At 64.3% G+C, this 14,959-nt stretch carries 16 protein-coding genes; 5 read left to right on the top strand and 11 right to left on the bottom strand.

The genetic code is table 11. The features are described 5' to 3' along the window. Positions 1-26 precede the first annotated feature (26 nt). Both ACIA76_RS37665 and ACIA76_RS37660 read left to right on the top strand, forming a co-directional pair. Positions 27-1,043: a VOC family protein gene (locus ACIA76_RS37665; RefSeq protein ID WP_397159241.1), complete on the top strand. Its 1,017-nt coding sequence runs from the start codon at positions 27-29 to the stop codon at positions 1,041-1,043. Then, on the top strand, positions 1,040-2,575 hold the full coding sequence (locus ACIA76_RS37660; protein WP_397159239.1) for a bifunctional 3-(3-hydroxy-phenyl)propionate/3-hydroxycinnamic acid hydroxylase: 1,536 nt from the start codon (positions 1,040-1,042) through the stop codon (positions 2,573-2,575). Before ACIA76_RS37665 ends, ACIA76_RS37660 begins: the two co-directional genes overlap by 4 nt. On the opposite strand, the gene ACIA76_RS37655 is transcribed toward ACIA76_RS37660, so the two are convergent. From ACIA76_RS37655 to ACIA76_RS37625, 7 genes are all read right to left on the bottom strand, one after another. Further along, the gene (locus tag ACIA76_RS37655; RefSeq protein WP_397159237.1) at positions 2,576-3,538 is read right to left on the bottom strand and encodes a hypothetical protein; all 963 of its coding nucleotides are present in this window, start codon (positions 3,536-3,538) and stop codon (positions 2,576-2,578) included. A 120-nt stretch (positions 3,539-3,658) separates the two neighbouring features. Then, entirely contained in the window at positions 3,659-4,183 is a 525-nt protein-coding gene (locus ACIA76_RS37650; RefSeq protein WP_397159236.1) for a hypothetical protein, read from the bottom strand. A gap of 36 nt (positions 4,184-4,219) precedes the next feature. Further along, on the bottom strand, positions 4,220-4,852 hold the full coding sequence (locus tag ACIA76_RS37645) for a hypothetical protein (RefSeq protein WP_397159234.1): 633 nt from the start codon (positions 4,850-4,852) through the stop codon (positions 4,220-4,222). Next, complete coding sequence (locus ACIA76_RS37640; RefSeq protein ID WP_397159232.1) at positions 4,849-5,421, bottom strand: hypothetical protein; 573 nt, start codon at positions 5,419-5,421, stop codon at positions 4,849-4,851. The genes ACIA76_RS37645 and ACIA76_RS37640 overlap by 4 nt, the downstream gene beginning before the upstream one ends. A 49-nt stretch (positions 5,422-5,470) precedes the next feature. Then, the gene (locus tag ACIA76_RS37635) at positions 5,471-6,004 is read right to left on the bottom strand and encodes a hypothetical protein (RefSeq protein ID WP_397159230.1); all 534 of its coding nucleotides are present in this window, start codon (positions 6,002-6,004) and stop codon (positions 5,471-5,473) included. Between the two features lie 11 nt (positions 6,005-6,015). Beyond that, positions 6,016-6,540: a hypothetical protein gene (locus ACIA76_RS37630; protein ID WP_397159228.1), complete on the bottom strand. Its 525-nt coding sequence runs from the start codon at positions 6,538-6,540 to the stop codon at positions 6,016-6,018. 77 nt (positions 6,541-6,617) lie between these two features. Further along, on the bottom strand, positions 6,618-7,067 hold the full coding sequence (locus ACIA76_RS37625; protein ID WP_397159226.1) for an SRPBCC family protein: 450 nt from the start codon (positions 7,065-7,067) through the stop codon (positions 6,618-6,620). Between the two features lie 549 nt (positions 7,068-7,616). Here ACIA76_RS37625 and ACIA76_RS37620 point away from each other — a divergent pair. Next, positions 7,617-8,174 (top strand): GntR family transcriptional regulator, encoded by a 558-nt coding sequence (locus ACIA76_RS37620; RefSeq protein ID WP_397159224.1) that lies wholly within the window; start codon positions 7,617-7,619, stop codon positions 8,172-8,174. Here the strand turns inward: ACIA76_RS37620 and hemC are convergent, their stop codons facing one another. The 4 genes from hemC to ACIA76_RS37600 all read right to left on the bottom strand — a co-directional run bounded on the left by hemC (position 8,175) and on the right by ACIA76_RS37600 (position 12,500). Next, positions 8,175-9,113 carry a hydroxymethylbilane synthase gene (hemC, locus tag ACIA76_RS37615; protein WP_397159221.1) on the bottom strand — a complete coding sequence of 313 codons (939 nt, stop codon included), beginning with the start codon at positions 9,111-9,113 and terminating at the stop codon, positions 8,175-8,177. It abuts the gene before it with no gap. Between the two features lie 10 nt (positions 9,114-9,123). Continuing rightward, positions 9,124-9,708 (bottom strand): O-methyltransferase, encoded by a 585-nt coding sequence (locus ACIA76_RS37610; protein WP_397159219.1) that lies wholly within the window; start codon positions 9,706-9,708, stop codon positions 9,124-9,126. After that, positions 9,705-10,727 carry a hypothetical protein gene (locus tag ACIA76_RS37605; protein ID WP_397159217.1) on the bottom strand — a complete coding sequence of 341 codons (1,023 nt, stop codon included), beginning with the start codon at positions 10,725-10,727 and terminating at the stop codon, positions 9,705-9,707. The genes ACIA76_RS37610 and ACIA76_RS37605 overlap by 4 nt, the downstream gene beginning before the upstream one ends. A 147-nt stretch (positions 10,728-10,874) precedes the next feature. Continuing rightward, positions 10,875-12,500 carry a PfaD family polyunsaturated fatty acid/polyketide biosynthesis protein gene (locus tag ACIA76_RS37600; RefSeq protein ID WP_397159215.1) on the bottom strand — a complete coding sequence of 542 codons (1,626 nt, stop codon included), beginning with the start codon at positions 12,498-12,500 and terminating at the stop codon, positions 10,875-10,877. A gap of 359 nt (positions 12,501-12,859) precedes the next feature. Between ACIA76_RS37600 and ACIA76_RS37595 the strand changes: the two genes are divergently transcribed. Both ACIA76_RS37595 and ACIA76_RS37590 read left to right on the top strand, forming a co-directional pair. Continuing rightward, positions 12,860-14,431 carry a peroxidase family protein gene (locus ACIA76_RS37595; protein WP_397159213.1) on the top strand — a complete coding sequence of 524 codons (1,572 nt, stop codon included), beginning with the start codon at positions 12,860-12,862 and terminating at the stop codon, positions 14,429-14,431. Further along, complete coding sequence (locus ACIA76_RS37590) at positions 14,428-14,892, top strand: hypothetical protein (RefSeq protein ID WP_397159211.1); 465 nt, start codon at positions 14,428-14,430, stop codon at positions 14,890-14,892. The genes ACIA76_RS37595 and ACIA76_RS37590 overlap by 4 nt, the downstream gene beginning before the upstream one ends. The last annotated feature ends 67 nt before the right edge of the window (positions 14,893-14,959 follow it).

Raw genomic sequence — 14,959 nt, 5'->3', positions numbered from 1 at the left:
CGAACAAACCTACGATGGAGTCTCGGATGACCACACTTCCAGAAGCTATCTTCTATCCGCCATTCCTCATCACCCGCGCGAGTCACGTGCGTTTGACTGTCCGCGACCTCGCCGCCTCGCGTGACTTCTACTCGGGAGTCCTGGGCCTGATCGTGTCGGACGAGACGCCGGAGGCCTGCTATCTGCGTGCCGCTGAAGAAGCCTGCCATCACTCGCTGGTGCTCGAACTGTGCGCGCCGCAGGCGCGACCGGAATGCACGGCAATCGGTATGCGCGTGCTGACCGACGACGAACTCGACAAGGCCCACACGTGGTTCGGACAGCGAGGGCTTCCCGCCGACTGGATCGACGTTCCGCATCAGGGACGTACGCTGCGCACGCGCGATGTCGTGGGGGTACCGGTCGAGCTGTGCGCGACGATGGATGTCGTCGATCGCCGCTTCGGGGATCACACAGCTCCGGCGACCTATGCCAAGCGCCTGGATCACTATCAGCTGTTCTCACCCGACAACAACGCGCAGACCGCGTTCTACGCCGAACTCGGTTTCCGCATCTCCGACGCGGTGATGGCCGGTGACGATGTCGAAGGCGCTTTCCTGTGGCGTAAAGGCAACACCCATGATCTGGTGCTGTTCACCGGATCCGGCCCACGCCTGCACCATTTCGCCTACCTCGTATCCGAACCGGCGCAGGTGCTGCGTGCCTGCGATATGGCCGGCGATCGCGGTTACGGCCACACGATCGAGCGGGGCCCGGGACGCCATCCGTTCGCTGGGGCGCTCTACACCTACTTCCGCGACCCGGACGGCCACCGCGTCGAGTTGTTCGACGGTCACTATCAGACCATCGACGCCGAGTTGGCGCCGCACGTCGTTCAGGTCGAGGACAGCGCGCAGCCCTGGGGGCTGCCGGGGCAGGCGAGCTGGTACTTCGAGGCCACCCCATTTCAAGGGGCCGACCGGCAGGAACCCAGAATCAAGCGGACAGCGCCGACGTTGGAGGACTATCTGGAGCGTCGGGCAGCGGGGAAGGAAAGAGTATGACTTTCGACGTCATCATCGTCGGCTACGGTCCGACGGGCGCGACGTTGGCCAATCTGCTGGGACAAGCAGGGCATCGAGTGGCCATCGTGGACATGTTTCCCGGCATATTCGAACAGCCGCGCGCGATCAACATCGACCAAGAGGTGCTGTGCACCTGGCAGAGCATCGGACTCGCCGACGAGATCGCCGCGGGCTGCGAGCCCCACACCGGCACCGATTTCCTCGGCATGGACGGTGAGCTGATCAAATACCTCTACTCCGCACCGGCTCCCTATCCCCTCGGTTGGCCTGCGAATCTCATGTTCGTCCAACCGGCGGCCGAACGTGCGCTCAGACGCGGGGTCCGCCGTTTCCACAATGTCACCGAGTATCTGGCGCACGAGGCATCCCTCGTCACGCAGAATGCCGAGGGCGTCACCGTGACACTGAACGCGAAAGATGGCTCCCCCCAGTCGATCCGAGGTCGATGGCTGGTGGCATGCGACGGCGCCAACAGTCCGATACGCGAGGGACTGGGCATCGGACAGGACGACCTGGGCTTCTCCGAATGGTGGATCGTGGTCGATGCGTGGCTACGGCGCCCGACACCGCTTCCGCCGCGCACAACTCAATACTGTTTCCCTGACGCGCCCGGCGCATATGTCGTCTGCTCCGGTTCGCTGCGGCGCTGGGAGATGAAAATCCTGCCGGGAGAGGATCCCGAAACCTTTCACGACCATGACAAGGTCACCCAGCGCATGTCGGTCTACGTCGATCCCGATGCGCTCGAGTTCTGGCGGTCGGCCGTGTACCACTTCAATGCCCGCGTGGCCGATCGGTGGCGCAGTGACCGGATTCTGCTGGCCGGAGATTCCGCCCATCAGATGCCACCGTTTCTCGGGCAGGGACTCTGCTCCGGTGTGCGCGACGCCGCGAATCTCTGGTGGAAGCTCGATCGGGTCCTGCGCGGGCACTCACCCGATACCCTTCTCGACACCTACGAGGCCGAGAGAAAACCGCATATCCGCGTCTTGACCGAGATCACGAAGTCACTAGGCGAGATCGCCGGCGAAACCGATCCCGTCAAGGCCGCCGCGCGCGACCGTAGGTTGCGGGCGGAGATGGACAGTGGCCGCATGGAAACGGTGCGCCAGAATCTCATCCCGCCACTGAAGAACGGGTTCCTCGATGCCGAGGATACTTCCGGCCTTGCCGGTGTGATCGCAGTGCAACCGATGTTGCGAAGCGGTGAAAGGTGTTCTCTCGCAAACGATTGGACTGGACCGAGGATGAGGCTGCTGACCTCTCGGCGCCCGGGCCCCGAGCTGGACGCCTTATTGGATCGTCACAACATCGCCGTCCTGGCGATCGGACCCGGATTACTCGAAGACGTCGAGGGCACTTTCATCGACTTCACCCAACGGCACGGCGTCGAGAGCATCTTCGTTCGCCCCGACGGCTACATCTGGGGCGCGCAAGCCACGACCGATACGACGCTACCGGCGGCACGCCGTCTGATAGCAGCCCTGCACACCAGAGAATTCGTCTCGTGATCACGCCGCAGGGCAATCGGTTCCCGAAGTCGCACCGGCGTCGTAATCGGTCTGCGCGAAACACCGTAGTGTTACTGCGGTTTCCACGGTGTTCGGTTCCGATTTGTCGTTCGTGCCGAGTACGAGATCCTCCGGCCAGTACTGATCGTCCAGCCACATACTCGCCATTCCGGGATACGCCGCATCGGCCGCATTCTGCGGGTAGTCGAAGATGCCACGGCTTTCACCATCGATGAGGAATTCGACGGACCGGTCCGATTGCCGCACTGTGTACCGGTGATCCTGGGTCAACAGCTTCTCATCCAGCCGAATCAGCGCGAGCTGCGCGGTACCCGCCTTACGGACTATCAGGAAGAAACCGTCGGGCACGGCCAGTGTGGTCGGGTCGAGAATCGGCTGCAAGGGCTTCATAATCGGCGAAAACCTGGAACTGTGCTGGTACACGAACATCGCCAGACTGACGTACGCCGGGTCACCGAAGCGATTGAAGAGTCCGAACGCCATCGAGCCGTTGAGGTTACCGAGATCGGCCCCCTTGATCGTATAGCTCATCGCCTGTCCGGCCGTAAACGCTGGAATACCAACGATTTCGGCGTACCGCCATTGCACACCCGTATCGCTGTCCGGCGGGTTGTGGAAGGTCAGGCCGTCGGAATCGACGGTGAGAGTATCGGTGCCGTAATGGATATTGCACCAATTCTCGGGCTGCGGCGGGGTGAAGTTATCGGCGAACAGCCTGGTCGGACCAGCGCCCGACGCATCATGTACCCCCGACGTATCCTTGATGCCGGCGCAGCTGGGAATGTCTGCGACGGGACTCGGATCCAGTTCTATTGCCGTAGCGGGCGCAGCGGTGAACACACATGTGATGAATGCGAATGCGACAAGCCCCGGAAAGCGCGGGAACCGCTGAGCTGCGCCAATGTTACGTATCTGTCGCGATTTTACCCCTGTGCCGTTCATGAGATCCCCTTTGCTATGTGAGGATTACAGATAGCCAAGCGATTGCTTAGCTTCCTACACCGCCGTAGCATTGGTCAACGCACACGACCGAAGAGTTCCGTGACCTACCTCACCGGTCCTTTACGGCCCGGCCGTCGGCAGAAGTAGGGCCACTCGTAGTTTCGAGTCGATGGTTTTGCCGAGTGTGGACGTTTGATCCAGTAGTCGGCCGAGTTGTTGTGCGCGGGAATCGGCCTGCGCGAGGGTGTTCGCGATCTGTGCGGCCTGACCGGCTGCCGCATCGGCCTGGCCGGTTGCCGATCCCCCCGCTCCGAGGATGTCGGCGAGCGGCGCGTCGGCGGATGAGAGAGCGGCGGCGAGCGCTTGCAGCTGGTCGCCGAGGTCGCCAAGGGTGTGGTCGGCGCGGGAGAGCGAGTCGATCACGCCGACTACCTGGGGCATACCCTGATTGACCGCGGCGTCTGCCGGACCGAGGTGTGTCACACCCTCCAATGCGTCATCGGTGGTGTGGTCCACGGTGATCGCTTGTGAGACGCCATCTTTGAAGATGTCGTTGGTTACGCTCAGATCTCGCGTGAGGATCAGGATTCCGGCGAGAGCCGAGATGGTAAAGGACAGGGCGAGCGCCCAGGAGAGACGGAGCATCGGTTCCTTCTCACAGGGTGACGGTGAGTGGTCGGATCAGTTGTGCGGCAGCGGCGGCAGATCGAGGTCGTTGATCCATGGCCCGATGAGGGCGAGCAGCGGACCGAATTCACGCACGTGGTCGGCTTCTTCCTGAATGTCGGCCAGTGTCGCGGCAATCGCGGCGGCTTTGGGACCGAGTGCGGCGAGCGTGGTCCGGATGGTGAGCAGGCCGTGGTCGACGGCTTCCAGTTGGGTGGCCACCGAACCCACCGAGGTCGACAACCCGTCGACGGCCGGGCTTATCTGGTCGACCCGGTCGGCGACATGAGTCAGCAAGGCGGGCAGTGGTCCGGCGATCGAAACCACAGTGGCCGTGGACTTGTCGAGTTCAGCCGCGTGCCCGGAGAGTTCGCCGGCCTTACCGGTGAGTTGTTCCAGGTCGTTCGACAGCGGTACGAGAGTGTATGCGCCGGAGGCCAGTTGGGCATGTTTGGGTACGAGACCCGTTGCGAGCGTTTCGAGTTGGCTCGCGGAGTCGACGAGCTGATTGCTCAGTGCCGAGGGGCGGCCGAGTGGATCACGGAGATCGCGCTGCGTGGGAACGAAACCGTGCGCGACCGACAGCAGTACCGCCGGTGCGATGCCGACCAGCAGCACCGTCGAGGCAAAGGCTTTCCCGGTGATCATCGGGCACCTCCGGGCGCCGGGATGATCGCATCCTGGGCGGGTATCGGCGCGAGTTTGGTTGTGGTCCGGCGCAGTTCGGTATTCAATCGGCCGACGAGATCGATCGCCACGGCGAGTTGATCGTCGACGCCAGTGACCGTCGTATTCGCATCCGCCGCGATCCGGTGTAACGACGCGGCGCCGCCCTGCAGGGTGGTCGCGACTGTTCGCAGCCGGCCTGCGATGGTCACGTCACCCTGGCCCGCGGCGAGCAGTGATCGCATATCGGGCAGCAGACCGGCGAGCTGGTCGGTGTCCGCGGCGCCGGTGGTATTCAGTTGTGTGAGTAGGACTTCGAGCTGTTCCACTTGCCGCTGCGCGGCGGCGGGTGCGCTGAAGTCGGCACGCTGGGAGAAGAATTGATTGGTGGTGCGGAGGTCGCTCACCACGGTGTGCGCGCTGTGTTGGACTCGGAGTCCTTTCTGTATGGCAACCAATACCAATGCGAGCAGAACCGCGGCCAGGACAGCGGCGAGCCACCCCATCCACTTGGTCACGAAGGTGCATAGCAGGCGTTTGTCGTAGCGCATGGTGGGTCCAATCGACGATCGGGAACGCTACGGGCCGAGGCGGTACGCCTCAGCCCGGCAGGGGAAGCATCCGGTTGATGGTCTGCGCGGCGGTCACGGCGGTCTGAAGGTCACCGACCAGCCCTCGCACGGTGGCGAGCAGCTGTTTGCCCTGGTCGCCGAACGCATCGGCCGAGGACACCAGGGGCACAACGATATTCTGAACCTCGCCGAGAACGCCGCTGATGTCGGCCAGTTGGGCATTGGTGTACTGCGCTCCCCCGGAACTCGCGCCCAGCTGACGCGCGGCCGGAGTGATCGCCTCATGCAGTTTCACCAGCAGTGGTTGCAGCGCCGCGGTGGCGTCGAGTGCGTCCTGCGCGGTATGGGTCAGCTGTGTCAATTGCCGCAGCTGGTTGGTCAGCCTGTCGTTGACGTCGACGATGTTCCGGGAGGCGGTGATGCTGGTTTCGTTGACGCGCTGTTGGTTGTCGAGGCGGGTATCGAGGTTGGCTATGACGAAGATGAACACACCGAGGACGGCCGCCGCCGCGGTCGACAGGATCAGCCGGGCGGGCCCGCCGAGTCGTCCGAAGAAGTTCACAGTGCTACTCCCTACTGTCCGTCGAGATCTCGGGCGGCACTCTCGGCCGAGACGCGAGCGCTGTGCACCGAGGCAGCGGTACGGCGAACGTCGTCGAGGACGGCGGCCAGGGTGGCGCGATCGGCGGCGAGTGCGGTGGTCGCGCCCCGTGCCGGGTTCTGCAGTCCGCCGACGCTGGCCGACAGGGTGCGCAGTGCGGTGATCAGGGCGGAGACATTCGTTGCGGCGCTGTCCAGAACCGCCTGCAGATCCCCGGTGATCCGACCGATGAGCTCGTCGAGTTCCGCGGCGACCGTCGCGTCGGTGACCAGGACACTCTTCAGCGCCGCCTCGGCCTCGGCCAGTGCGTCGAAGGCCGTCAGCGTTCTTTTCTCGTTGTCGACTATCTCGTTGAGCGCCGGGTTGTAGTGACTCGCCGAGACCACCGCGCGATCGAGCCGATAAGGCATGGCGACCAGCTCGTACATCCGAGGCCCGAGATAGAAGACGGCTACCGGAATCAATACCCCGGCGGCGGCCGCCCGGGCACCGGCCATGGGAATGCTTATCACTCGACCACTTTCGTTCCCTCGGCCGGGCCGCCACACCGGGCGGCCCAGCCCCGAGCCGATGATCAGGATGCGGATTCCGCTGTTTCGCGGAGCTTGTCGAGCCACGACGACAGCGAGTGGGTCAGCCCGTTGCGCTGATTCTCCAGATCGGACCGGACAGGTTCACCGTCCCATGACATTTCGGAATACACGACGGTGTGGTCGCCATCGGTCTCGAAGGTCCACAGATGGATGCCGGTGATGCCGTGTCCGGATCCTCCCCACAGGATCCGGTGCGGGGCGTCGACGGAGTAGATCGTCGAGTCGATGGCGAGCCTGGGAGTGCTCCAGTGGAAACTCGAGCCGGGCTCCACTGGTTGGTCCATATGCGATTCGGTGATATCGGTACGCCAACTGGCCCAGGCGTCGATATCGGTATGCACTGCCCAGACCCGCTCGATCGGTGCGGCAATTCTGGTGCTGAGCTTGATGAGGATCGCGGCGTCGGCGTCCGTGCGATCGGGATGGGTCATATCGGCCTCCTGAGGTGATGTCCGAAATGGGAATGCGGCGCAGCATTTCGTCGGCCGAGAATGGCGTGCCTTCGATGCCCTTTATCAGTCGAAAAGCTCAGGCATTCAGCTTTATCCGGAGCACCGCATTCGGCGCAGTAACGGACGGCGGCTTCGAAGAGATATGCGCGACGCAGGAATGCGAAATGTCTAGCAGTCACGTTAGTTAAGGGCGGCCCCGGAGTCAACGGATCGCAGTTGGGCCAATTGTCACAGGAATCGGTAAAATAGGCCGGAGGGTCTACGGTCATGGCCGGGCAGTCGAATCAATCGATACCAACCAGTCGCGATTCCAGAACGTCGGTTTGATCGCTTTCGTCCGAGATCGGACAATTGACGAGATGCATCGCCACAGCAACTCCTCGCTATCGGATCGGGTTGTCGACCGGCCGCCACGGCGACCCCGCGAGTCTGATTTCCCCGGGACTTGTTCGGCAATTCCCGTGAAGGTTCGTTCGGGCCCTCGGCGAATTCAAGCTATCTAGATCACTTGAATTAAAATCTTCAACCGTGACCACCTCCCCGACCAACCGCGCCACAGCCGCCGCAATCGCCGTCGACCTCATCACCGCCATCTACAACGGTCACTATCAGCCCGGCGACAAACTCCCTTCCCAAACCCAGATCATGACCACCTACGGAGTCGCCATGGCCACCGCCGCCGCCGCCCTGCGCAAACTCCGCGACCACGGACTGACCACCACACAACCCGGCCGCGGCATCTACCTCACCACTCAACTTCCGCACTCGGACCCATCCCAGTACTGGCTGCAGCGGTATGCCGATATCACCACCCTGTACCACGCCGCCGACCACTTGAATGCCCTCGCCGAACAGACCGAACAGGTCGAACAGGCCGAACAGGAGGCTCTATCGCCGACGACCAAACCCATCAGAAGCCCCCTGCACAACCTCCATCCCACGATCCTGCAGACCCTCGCCGAGGCTCTCACCACCACCGCGCACCACATCATCAACCACGGCCCCACCCCCACCACCCATGCGACGATCGCCGCCGCGCACCACATCCTCACCCACGACGGAAACCGACAGAATCAGAAGTGCTGATCAGACTCCGCAGTGCGGAATGGAGTCGATGAGGGCACGGGCTCCCTGCCGAAGCAGGTCCGAGCCGACGAAGAAGCCGAGAGCCTGGGGGTCCTCCGGCACTCCCCAATGGTGGGAGTCCAATCCTCGCGAGCCGTCGAGGTCGAACACCTTGCCGTGCAACGACAGTCGCCCTGTCGCATCGGTGGTGCACAGGCCCGCGATCGGCGAATTGCAGTGTCCCTGCAGGGCGTGCAGCATGGCGCGTTCGGCGTCCGCCTGCCGATGAGTGTCGGGGTCGTCCAGCCGTCCGGCCAGCTCGAGCAGCTCGGTGTCATCGGCTCGGCACACCAGGGCGATGATTCCGGCGCCGATCGGCGGGCACATGGTCGAGATCGGCAGTGTTTCGGTGATCCGATGGTGCTGCTCGACCCGATACAGTCCGGACACCGCCACGATCAATGCGTCGAAATGCCCCTCGCCGAGCCGTGCCAGGCGGGTATTGACGTTGCCGCGCAACGGTTTCACCGTCAGATGCGGATAGTGCAGGCGCAGCTGGGCGGTGCGCCGGACGGAGCTGGTGCCGACGACAGCTCCGTCCGGCATCTCGGCGAGCGAGACGCCGAGGTATGTGATCACCGCGTCGTGGACATCCTCGCGCGGTGGATACGCGGCGAGGGCCAGCCCGGCGGGGAGGGGAGCGTCACCGGGAATGTCCTTGAGGCAGTGCACCGCCAGATCGGCCCGCCCCTCGTGCAGCGCATCGTCGATCTCCTTCACAAACGCGCCCTTACCACCCAATCGCGACAGGTCGCCCATCCACCGATCACCGGCCGAGGTGACCTTGACCAGTTCCGTTGGCATACCGAGGTTCGCGAGATTCTCGGCGACCAGCTCGGCCTGAGCCACGGCCATCGGACTGCATCGAGTGGCGATTCGGATGACGCGCGTCTGCGACATGGGCCTGGCCTTACCGCTGCCCGGTTCGAGTGCCGATCACCAGGCCCGAGTCCCAATTGAGCAGGGCCACCCGCAAACCCGACTGCGTCGGGATCTCGGCCAGGAATCGACCGACCCGGGTCTGCTGGCCGACCGGCCATGTCGGCTGGGGCAGCAGATCGTCGCCGATGTAGATACCGCCCGGCAGCAGATACTCGAGCAGATCGTCACGGCGACGGAACTTACCGGCCCGGCAGTCGACGAACACCATGTCGAAACCGGAGCCGGTGTAGTCGTCGAGCCAGCTGTCGGCATCGGTGATCGACAGGGTGAGCCGGGGATCCGGACCGATCACGCCGCGAGCGAGATCGGCCACCGCACGGTCGGTTTCGATGGTGACCAGCTGAGAATTGGTCGTCATGCCCGACAGCAGCCATGCGGCGCCGACACCGGCCCCCGTACCTAGTTCGAGAATCCGCCCGCCGGGTTTGGATGCGGCCAGAGTTCGCAGCAGCGCACCGGTCCGGTTGGTGCACGACATCGCGAAACCCGCGTTCGCCGCGGCCTTCTGCGCCTGCACCACCAGCGGTGGCAATATCGAGGGTTCATCGTTCACTGCCCGTCCTCCAACGCTCGTGCCAGGCGGAGCGCGCCATAGGTCATGATCAGGTCCGCGCCGGCGCGTTTGAGCGCCCGCGCGTATTCGAGTTGCACCGCGATCGGCGCCGTGGCGAACAGCTGATCTTCACCGGAGGTGCTGAACGCGATCAACGGCGCCCTGATCACCCCGCGCAGGCGGGTGAGCAGGTCGATCGAGGTCATGGCCGGTTGTACCAGCACCGAATCGGCGCCCTCATCGATCCAGCGTTCGGCCTGATCGAGGGCCTGGCCGAGCTGGGAGGGATCGATCTGGAAACCGCGGCGGTTGCCGCGGCCCGGATCGGTGTTCATCGCCGATTTGTAGATGTCGAACAGTGCCGAATCGAAGATCACCGAGGGTGCGACACCCACGTCGGTGAATCCGGCCTCGTCGAGTTCGAACCGGGTCGCCTGCACCGACCCGTCCAGCACGGCCGCCGGTCCGACGATGTCGACACCGGCCTGCGCGTGCAGTACGGCCATCCGCGCCATGAGTTCGTAGGTGGCGTCGATCGCGGTGCGCCCCCGCGACCCCAGCAGCACACATTCACCACTGTCGGTCCAGGCGCATCCGCACACCTCGGTGGCGATCACCATATCCGGCACTGCATTTCGCACGGCATGGATGGCGGCGATCATCAGATTGTCCGGATTCAACGCATCTTCGGCGTGAGGGGTCCGGTGCTCGATGTAGACGAGTATCTTGCAGGCGCGCACGCCGACCGAACGCAACTGCTGGGCATGACCGGCGACCTCCGAGATCGAGACCGCGCCGGGCAGGTACCGATAGCGGGCCGGATCCCGGTGGTCGGGTTGCACCAGGATCGGTGCGATCAGATCGGCCGGGGTGAGCAGTTCGCGGTACAGCAGCTCCTGCACCCGTGGCCGTGCCCGCAGCGGATTCACGCCGGTCACATCCATCCGCCGTCGCACCGGAAGAGCTGGCGCCGTGGGGTTCTCGACCACGGCGGGGCTCATGACAATGGTCGAGGTCACGGGCGCTCACCCAGGCCGACGAAAAGATTCTGCGACTCCGTTCGGAACCGGCCTTTCACCAGATAGCTATCCGACACTGTCTTCGTACTCGTCATGCGATCGACCTCCAAACAGGTTATCTATCGGTTGAATTCGGTACTTCGGTCTTCAGCAGAGATCACGAGGGGCGAAGGCGAAGGCCCCCTCGGGTACCGCCACCCCACAGCTGCGCAATTGCTGCGCCCTGGTAATCGCGGCGGCGCCCTCGAGCAGATTCCGGGCTATCTGGACGACGGAGCGGTTGACCGGATCGGCCAGGAAACCGTCTTCGGTCCACTGGTTGAATGCGCCCATGGCCGGGCCGCACCAGATCTGATAATCGCCGCGCCGGGTGCTCTCCCCCTCGATGGCCCACCGGCTGGACATGCCCAGATACCAGCGGAAGACCAGGGCCATCCGATGCTGATCGTCGCGTTCGGCGCGAGCCACCTGATCCGGCTCCCGCGTCAGCCAGAACGTGCGGGTATCCGCCCACACCTGTTCGAACGACGTTCGGAACCATGTCTTTTCGATCTTGGCCCGGATCCGCTCCGGAACGGCGGCCCATGAGGTGTGGTTCGAATAGATCCGGTAGAGCTGCTCGGCGCGCAAGGGGAACATGGTGCCCCTGCGCAGAACTTGGAGTTTGACACCCATTTCGAACATATCCGCCGCGGGCGCCATCGCCACATCGGCGACACCCGCGTCGGCGAGCATCTGTTTGCCCTCGGTGGACAGTCCGGACTCGACCGCGGATTGGTTGATGGATCCGGTCAGAACGTATGCGGCGCCGAGGGCGAACGCCGCGGCGACCGATCCGGGCGTTCCGAGCCCACCGGCCGCGCCGACCCGGATCGGCCGGTCGTAGCCATGGCGGCGGGCGAGGGTGTCGCGCAATGCGAGGATGACCGGAAGCATGGCCGTCAGCGGGCGATTGTCGGTGTGGCCCCCGCTGTCGGCCTCCACGGTGATGTCCTCGGCCACCGGCACCCGCGTGGCCAGATCGGCCTCCGCCGAGCTCAATCGACCTCGGTCGACCAGTCCGCGCAGCAGTTCCGCCGGTGCGGGAGCCATGAAATGGGCGGCCACCTCGGGCCGGGAGACCTTGGCGAAGACGTTGCGCGGGCGGCGAATTCGGCCCTGCGCATCCTGTGTCAGCCCGCTCGCCGCGACGCGCACGGCCGCGGGAGTGAGGTCCATGAACGCCGACAGCGAGACCGCCGGGACGTGATGGGCCAGCAGCAGATCGGCCACGGCCTCCTCGGTCGCCGGTTCGGCGGGTGAGTGGATGAGGTTCACCCCCCAGTTGGACCGATCCGGCAGTGCCGCACCGAGTTCCGCGACCGCGTCGGCCACTCGCGCCGGCGCGAGTCCCGCGGCGCCGAAGAACCCCATCATCTCCGCCCGCGCTATGGCGATGACCATGGTCGTGGTGGCTATGCCGTTGGCCATCTCGCCCGCTATGTAGGGGAAGCGGGCCCCGTGGGTCTCACCGAATGACCGGTCGCCCAACCACTCCGGATGCAGCGGTGGCAGCAGCCCAGCGACTCGATACGGACCGGTACCGGGCGCGGTGACCGTACCGCCGACGGCCACACCGATCTCCGGTCTGTGATCGGTGGTCACGATGTACACCGGCTCACGGATACGTGCCGCGAGCTCGACCATCCCGGCCCCGGCGAAGACCGCCGACTCGCCATCGGGATTCCAGGTGAGCGCGGTCGATCGTGTTCGCGGCAGCACTTCGGTACTCATAGGCACGGCCTTCACTGTCGGCGTCGGAGCGGAATATCCATCCGAAATCAATTCTTGGGCAGTGCGATGCTCCATTCCATGAGAAGAAAGTAATGGGACCGGACCGGTCCGGAGGGATACAAGGTTGCAGAGCACGAATATTGACCTGCTCACCGGCCGTGGTCACACTGAATGCGTTGAGCGATGCCCGTAGCCGTTTCGGCTCGGATCCTGAATCGCCGGATCAGGGCCGCCGTCGAGCTCACAAACAATACAAAGAGAGCGACAAACGAGAATGATCGGACACGAAGAAAGGTTCGACAATCGTGTTCACGGATAAAACCATGGACGTTGTGTTACACAAAAGGAGGAATGGCGAAATGAAAGCCCGTAGCATGACCACCGACGGCGCCGCCAACCGGCTCAGGTATCTGGCCCTGACGAACGGTAAGCCGGCGTGGGATCTGGCCCAGCGCATCGCGCCGGTGCGAGAGACGCTCAACACCTTTCTCATCGATTCCGCGATCCGCGAGATGCCGCCCCGGCCCGAACCGCTGAGCACCATGGCGTCGTACACCTCCTGGTCCTCGCTGACCGACCGCACCTACAGCGGGCGGCATCTGCCGCCGATCGCCGACGCCGAGACCGGCCGGCCGTCGGTCAAGGCGACCGAACCCCTGTTCACCCGGGACAACGGCATGATCCCGTGTCGGCGCTCGACGGTGATGTTCGCCTACTTCGCCCAATGGTTCACCGACGGATTCCTGCGCAGCGACAGCCATGTTCCCCCGGATCCCCGCAAGAATTCCTCGAACCACAGCATCGACCTCAATCAGCTGTACGGGCTGAACGACGATGCCACGAACCAACTCCGCGCCTTCGAGGGCGGACGACTCAAGAGCCAATCGGTCAACGGTGGCGAATTCCCGCCCTACCTGTGCGAACAGGGCAAGATCAAACAGGAATTCTCCGCGTTGTCCGTGGTCCATTGGAACGAGCTCAGCAAGGCCCAGCGCGACACCCTGTTCGCCGTCGGCAGCGACCGCGGTAACAGTCAGATCGGTTTCACCATGCTCACCGTTCTGTTCCTGCGTGAGCACAATCGGCTGGCGCGGGTGCTGGCCGAGGAGAATCCCGCCTGGGATGACGAGCGGCTGTTCCAGACGACCCGCAATGTCATGATCCTGCTGCTGCTCAAACTGGTGGTGGATGAGTACATCAACCACATCACGCCCTACCATTTCCAATTCAAGCTGACCCCGAAGCTGAGCCGCGATGTGGCCGAAGCACCTTGGCAGCGGCAGAATTGGGCCTCGGTGGAGTTCAATCTCGTCTACCGCTGGCACAGCCTCATCCCCTCCGCGCTCGTCGTCGGCGGCCGGGAGATTCCCGTCACGCAGACCCTGTACGCCGGTCCGCTGCTGCCCAAGGCCGGATTGGCCCGGACGTTCGAGGAGGCATCGCGGCAGGGCGCCGGACAGATCGGCTTGTTCAATACCGACGCCTCCCTGGTGCCCACGGATCTGGCCAGCATCGCCCGCTCCCGCACATTGCGGCTCGCGCCGTACAACGCCTACCGCAAACACCTGAAAATGCGTCCGGTCCACGACTTCCGGCAGATCTCCAGCGATGCGAGGGTGAACGGCGCGCTGCACGAGCTCTACCGGTCCGTGGACGACGTCGACCTCTACGTCGGACTCTTCGCCGAGGAAGGCGGATCGGATCAGGCAATCCTGGGCCCACTGCTCACCAAGATCATCGCCATCGACGCGTTCTCACAAGCGCTGACCAATCCCCTGGTCGCGCCGCGCATCCTGCACACCGAGACGTTCTCCCCGGCGGGCATGCAGGTCATCGAGAACACGCGGACCGTATCGGATATCCTGCACCGCAACACACCCGAGGATCTGCAGCCGCGTCTGGTGACCATGACCCGCCGGGATGCGCAATGACCGCCCCGGACCGGCCCCAGCCGTTGACCGCGGCGGCCACGACACTCGCGGAGTGCGCCGACCGGCTGGAGGAACTCGAGACCAATCTGCACGGGGCGCCCGGCGTCACCGCGCAGTTCTGCTCCTTCATGACCACATATGCCGCCCGTTGTCGCACTGCCGCAAAGGATTTCGAGCAGATCGCGGCCCGGCTGGACGGCGGCGGCGCGGGCGCGGGGTGGTCCGTGCCCGGGATGCAGGCCCTGCGGCAGCTCTCCGAATTCGCCGTGAACCAGCTACCCATCCCGGGCATCCGCTACGAGGCCGCGCGTCGCGGCACAGAACCGCCGGCGCAGAGCGTGACCGTGACGGACAGCGCGGAACCGAGTGCCCGGAAATCGGCCACCGGCGCGAAAGACGCTCAGCGGCCGACGGTCGTGCGAGACGGTTCCGGACAGCGCAGAGGACGACGCACCACCTGAATGGTGCGTCACCGACGCGAAATCAATGGTCCCCCACCGATATTCGGTGGGGGACCGTTATTCGTTC

This window comes from Nocardia sp. NPDC051570 (assembly GCF_044454005.1).
Classification (GTDB): Bacteria; Actinomycetota; Actinomycetes; order Mycobacteriales; family Mycobacteriaceae; genus Nocardia.
This window is presented reverse-complemented; position numbering and strand designations above follow the sequence as displayed.

What these genes read in the sequence shown, in the direction of transcription:
- ACIA76_RS37665 (WP_397159241.1), top strand. Translation starts at nt 27, where the DNA reads ATGACCACACTTCCAGAAGCTATCTTCTATCCGCCATTCCTCATCACC.
- ACIA76_RS37660 (WP_397159239.1), top strand. Translation starts at nt 1,040, where the DNA reads ATGACTTTCGACGTCATCATCGTCGGCTACGGTCCGACGGGCGCGACG.
- ACIA76_RS37655 (WP_397159237.1), bottom strand. Translation starts at nt 3,538, where the DNA reads ATGAACGGCACAGGGGTAAAATCGCGACAGATACGTAACATTGGCGCA.
- ACIA76_RS37650 (WP_397159236.1), bottom strand. Translation starts at nt 4,183, where the DNA reads ATGCTCCGTCTCTCCTGGGCGCTCGCCCTGTCCTTTACCATCTCGGCT.
- ACIA76_RS37645 (WP_397159234.1), bottom strand. Translation starts at nt 4,852, where the DNA reads ATGATCACCGGGAAAGCCTTTGCCTCGACGGTGCTGCTGGTCGGCATC.
- ACIA76_RS37640 (WP_397159232.1), bottom strand. Translation starts at nt 5,421, where the DNA reads ATGCGCTACGACAAACGCCTGCTATGCACCTTCGTGACCAAGTGGATG.
- ACIA76_RS37630 (WP_397159228.1), bottom strand. Translation starts at nt 6,540, where the DNA reads ATGGCCGGTGCCCGGGCGGCCGCCGCCGGGGTATTGATTCCGGTAGCC.
- ACIA76_RS37625 (WP_397159226.1), bottom strand. Translation starts at nt 7,067, where the DNA reads ATGACCCATCCCGATCGCACGGACGCCGACGCCGCGATCCTCATCAAG.
- hemC (WP_397159221.1), bottom strand. Translation starts at nt 9,113, where the DNA reads ATGTCGCAGACGCGCGTCATCCGAATCGCCACTCGATGCAGTCCGATG.
- ACIA76_RS37600 (WP_397159215.1), bottom strand. Translation starts at nt 12,500, where the DNA reads ATGAGTACCGAAGTGCTGCCGCGAACACGATCGACCGCGCTCACCTGG.
- ACIA76_RS37595 (WP_397159213.1), top strand. Translation starts at nt 12,860, where the DNA reads ATGAAAGCCCGTAGCATGACCACCGACGGCGCCGCCAACCGGCTCAGG.
- ACIA76_RS37590 (WP_397159211.1), top strand. Translation starts at nt 14,428, where the DNA reads ATGACCGCCCCGGACCGGCCCCAGCCGTTGACCGCGGCGGCCACGACA.